4 protein-coding genes are annotated in these 4,416 nt (G+C 73.2%); 1 reads left to right on the top strand and 3 read right to left on the bottom strand.

All coding sequences use genetic code 11. The features are described 5' to 3' along the window. Positions 1–67: 67 nt before the first annotated feature. A complete protein-coding gene (locus tag ACWCRB_RS49230) occupies positions 68–256 on the bottom strand; it encodes a DUF5703 family protein (RefSeq protein ID WP_018549191.1) in 189 nt (62 codons plus the stop codon). 47 nt (positions 257–303) lie between these two features. On the opposite strand from ACWCRB_RS49230, the gene ACWCRB_RS49225 reads away from it, so the two are divergent. Then, complete coding sequence (locus ACWCRB_RS49225; RefSeq protein WP_451002285.1) at positions 304–1,020, top strand: hypothetical protein; 717 nt, start codon at positions 304–306, stop codon at positions 1,018–1,020. A gap of 90 nt (positions 1,021–1,110) precedes the next feature. Here ACWCRB_RS49225 and ACWCRB_RS49220 read toward each other — a convergent pair whose 3' ends face one another. Continuing rightward, positions 1,111–3,282, bottom strand: a complete 2,172-nt coding sequence (locus tag ACWCRB_RS49220; protein ID WP_451002284.1) for a helix-hairpin-helix domain-containing protein — start codon at positions 3,280–3,282, stop codon at positions 1,111–1,113. Next, positions 3,279–4,262: an aldo/keto reductase gene (locus ACWCRB_RS49215; RefSeq protein WP_451002283.1), complete on the bottom strand. Its 984-nt coding sequence runs from the start codon at positions 4,260–4,262 to the stop codon at positions 3,279–3,281. Before ACWCRB_RS49215 ends, ACWCRB_RS49220 begins: the two co-directional genes overlap by 4 nt. Positions 4,263–4,416 lie beyond the last annotated feature (154 nt).

Raw genomic sequence — 4,416 nt, 5'->3', positions numbered from 1 at the left:
TCCCCTATGTGACGCGGAAGTTGAGTGGCGCCGAGGGTCCGTTCGTGGCCGTTTCGAGCGTGTCAGCTCACCATGTGGCGCGCACCTGGCGAATGATCCGACGACGCAACCGCACCCTGCGGCTGCCGTCGCGCAGCAGGCTCAGTCGGTCCAACTCCCAGTGTCCGTACTCGGCATGGTCCGTCAGCAGGCGTGTGGCTTCCTTGCGGGTGACCCCGCGTGGTACGTACACGTCGACAAATTCGTATTCCGGCATCGCATCTATTGTGCGGGCAGAGGCCCGGTACGGATAGCGTCTGCACTATGTCTGATGCTGCGCAGCCCACCGCTGCCGAGGTACGCGCCGCCGCCGAGGCGGTCAAGACCGCGCTCGACCGCCACCTGGCGGCGGTCGAACGCCGGTCGGGGGAGGACGACCCCGATGTCTACGAGGCGTTCAACCAGCTGGCCGCGGCCGCCGAGGTGTACGACGAGCTGCTCTACGACCGTTATGACGAGGTCACCCCCTTCGAGATCCCCGGATCGGACGACGCGCTGCCGCCGTACGCGGGGCCCGAGGAGCCGAACGCGCTGAGTGTGCTGATCCGCCGCGACTACGCGGTGGTGGAGCCGCAGCGGCTGCTGGCGCAGGCACAGCGGGTGGAGGCCGTGGACGACGACGGTACGGGCGTGGAGGCCTCCGGCACGGTGCACGGGGCACTGGGCATTCTGTTCGGCGAGTTCGAGCCGGACGAGATCGCCTCCCGGCACAAGGAGTTCGGCCTGGAGGAGGCGGACTCCACGCTGTGGGTGACGGCCGCGGACGAGGCGACCGACCCCGGCGAATGGCTGGAGGCCCCCTTCGACCAGGTCGACGCGGAGCGGGTGGTCTGCCGTTTCGACGTCAGCGCTGTCTTCGACGACGAGGGCGACGACATCATCGACGAGGACGACCTCCTGGAGGACGAACTCGATCCGGAGCTGGTGGCGGTGAGCCTCGACGAGGACGAGGACCTGGAACCACTGGACGCCGATCGCTAGCCGGCGATCGGTCGTCCTGAGGCTGAGGGCGCGGCGGTCACGGGAGGCAGGGCTTCCCGTGACCGCCGTCGTCGTTCGTCCGCGGTCCGCTCAGCCGGCCGGCGGGACCTGAGTTCTGAGCAGGCCCGGCAGCCGTGTCGTACGGGCCTTCGCCGGGACCTCCGCGACCGCGCGGGGGAGTGCCTGGTCCACGCCGTGCACCACGGAGAGGTGGCGCTCCGCGCGGCCGAAGGCCGTGTAGACCCAGGGCCGGGTCAGCGCCGGGGCCGCGTCCCCGGGCAGCACCACGACAGCGGCCGGCCAGTGCAGCCCGACCGCCTGGTGCGCGGTGAGCGCCCACCCGTGCCGCACGCTCTGCTCGACCCGCTCCTTCGGTACGACGACGGGGGCGCCGCCGCACTCCAGGTGCAGCCCCTCCGCGTCGGCCTTGACGACCTGCCCCGGCACCGTCCGCCCCGGTGCGGGCGAGTACGCGATCCGGTCACCGGGGTCGAAGCCGCCGAAGCGGCCCGGGCCGGGGTTCAGCCGCTCCTTGAGTGCGGCGTTCAGCGCGCGCGTGCCGGCCGCGCCGCCGTGCCCCGGCGTGATCACCTGCGTCTGCTCGGCCGGTACGCCGAGCGCCCTGGGCACCGAGTCCGCGACGAGCTGCACGGTCCGGTGCACCGCCTCGCCCGCGTCCCGCACGGGGACGATCACGACCTCCTTGCCGGGCGCCTCGACCTGGGTGAGTTCTCCGACGGAGACACCCGAGACGAGTTCGCCGATCGGGCCGGGATCGGGCGTGCGCGAGACGATGTGCGGGCACGCGCGTGCGGCGAGCAGATCGGCGAAGACGCGTCCGGGACCGGCCGACCACAGCACCGCCGGATCACCGCTCAGCACCAGCCTGGCCCCGTCGGGCAGCGACTCCACGACCATCGCCGCGCTCTCCACGTCGAGCTGCGGCGCGTCCAGCACGACCAGCAGATCGAGCTGGAACGCCCCGTCGGCGTCCCGCCCGGGCCCTTCGCCACCGCCGAGCAGCCCGGCGACGGTGACGACAGAGTCCGAGTCGTCGTCATCGGACGGGAGAAGCGCCGCGAAACGGCGGCGGCCGCCGGTCGTGTGCGTTGCCGCGCAGACCCGCAGGCCCAGGGATCGGGCCGCGGCGACGAGGGCGGCCGGTTCGGCGCGTGCCGCGTCACCGCCGGTGTGCAGTACGAGCCCGTGCCCGGCGACGGCCCGGACCAACTCGGCCGCCGAACCGGCCCCCGAAGCCCCGGCCGCCGACTCCCAGTCCTCGGACGCCTCCTTGGGCAGCGAGTTGACGATCCGGGCCAGCCCGTCGGCGAGGCTCTCCTCGGCGAGTGTGTACCGCTCCAGCCCGATGAGGACGCGGACGGGCCGTTCCTGGTCCTCGTCGCTCTCCTCTTCCACGGCCTCTGCGGCGCGCCCGGCGGCTTCCTCGACTGCGTCCTGGAACTCCAGGGCCTCGCCCTCCGCGACCGTGCTCTGTACGGCGGTCTCCGGGTCGGGCACGCTGCGCTGGGCGAGGGCCGCGGTGAGCGTGGCGGCGTCCAGGACGGTGTGTCCGGCCAGGGCGGCCTGCTCCAGCAGCCACACGGTGACCGCCCGGCCCCGCCGCTCGTCGTCCGGACCGCACTCGGCGCCGAGCAGCGCCCGCGCGAACCCGTCGGCCTGCTCGGGCCGCACCCCGGCGACCCGGAGCAACTGCCAGGGATCCGCGCGCAGTTGTCCATCGGCCCCCTCACCCAGCGCCGAGACGACCTGCGGCGCGAGCGTGTCCGGCGCACCCCCTTCGACCAGGACGCCCCGGACAGCCTCGACGGCTTCGGGCGCGGGCGCGATGTCGCCGGCGACGGGGGTGGGCGAGGCCGGGGGGCGAGCGGCAGGGGCAGGGGCGGTGGTGGGCCTGGCCTCGGGGACGGCGCGGAAGGCGATGGCCGCCGCGGGCTTCTCCCCGCTCTCCACGGCCCGTACGGCCGCCATCAGATCGGCCGCCGTACCGCTGAGCTTGGTGCCGCTCTCGATCGGCCCCTGCTTCTCGGCCTTGCGCCGCTCGATCCGCTCCCGGAGCTCCCGCTGCGCGGCAAGTTCGGCCTCGGCCTCGGACGGCTGCGGGGAGGCGCCGTCGGCGCCCTTCTCGGTGTCCGTGGCCTGCTCGGCCGACGAGTCGTCCGCTGCCGCGTCCTGGGCGGCGTCCTCGGCGGCGCCCGGGGTCCCCGGCTCGGCTTCCTCCGTGGTGTCGGGCTCCGTGGTCACAGCGTGCTCCAGTCGTGATCGGGATAGCGGTGCACGGGCGCTGACACATCGTCGAGCGCCCGGCAGATCTCGTCAGGAAGACTAAGGGTCTCCACTGACAATGCGGCCGTGAGCTGCTGCGCGTTGCGCGCGCCGACGATGGGGGCGGCCACGCCGGGCCGATCGCGGATCCAGGCGAGCGCCACCTGCAACGGCGTCACCGCCAGTCCGTCCGCCGCGGTCTGCACCGCGTCCACGATGCGGCCGGCCGTGTCGTCGAGGTACGGCGCGACAAAGGGCGCCAGGTGTTCCGAGGCGCCCCGGGAGTCCACGGGGGTGGAGTTGCGGTACTTGGCGGTGAGGACGCCGCGCCCGAGCGGCGAGGAGGGCAGGAGCCCGATGCCCAGGTCGATCGCGGCGGGGAGCACCTCGCGTTCTACGCCGCGCTGGAGCAGCGAGTACTCGAGCTGGGTGCTGGACAGCCGCGTGCGTATGCCCGGTGCCGCGAGCTGCCAGGTGGCGGCCTTGGCGAGCTGCCAGCCGCAGAAGTTGGAGACGCCGGCGTATCGGGCGCGGCCGCTGCTGACGGCGAGGTCGAGGGCCTGGAGGGTCTCCTCCAAGGGGGTGTCGGGGTCGTAGGCGTGGATGTGCCAGACGTCGACGTAGTCCGTGCCGAGGCGGGTGAGGGAGGCGTCGAGGGCGGCGAGGAGGTGGCCGCGGGAGCCGTCGACGCGGCGGTCGGGGTCGGGGACGCTGCCGGCCTTGGTCGAGATGACCAGGTCGCGGCGGGGTACGAGCCCTTCCATGAGCTGTCCGAGCAGGTACTCGGCCTCTCCGTCGCCGTACACGTCCGCGGTGTCGACGAGGGTTCCGCCCGCTTCCCAGAACGCTTTCAACAGGTCCGCGGCGTCGTGCTCGTCCGTGTCCCGACCCCAGGTCAGGGTGCCGAGTCCGATCCGGGACACACGCAGGCCGGTACGGCCGAGATGCCTCTGCTCCATGAACGCCGAGATTACTGGCCAGAACTGGCCGAGTGGGTTGCCTGTGGACAACGGTTTTCCCTCGCCCCCGCCGCCCCTACCCGTCCCATCCTCGGGGGCTGCCGCCCCCGAACCCCTCGAGCCCGCCCGTCGCCGTCAGCTCGGCGGCCTCTCC

The organism is Streptomyces sp. NPDC002156, assembly GCF_053593675.1.
The sequence above is the reverse complement of the archived record's forward strand: the minus strand, read 5'-3'. Positions and strand labels throughout refer to the sequence as shown.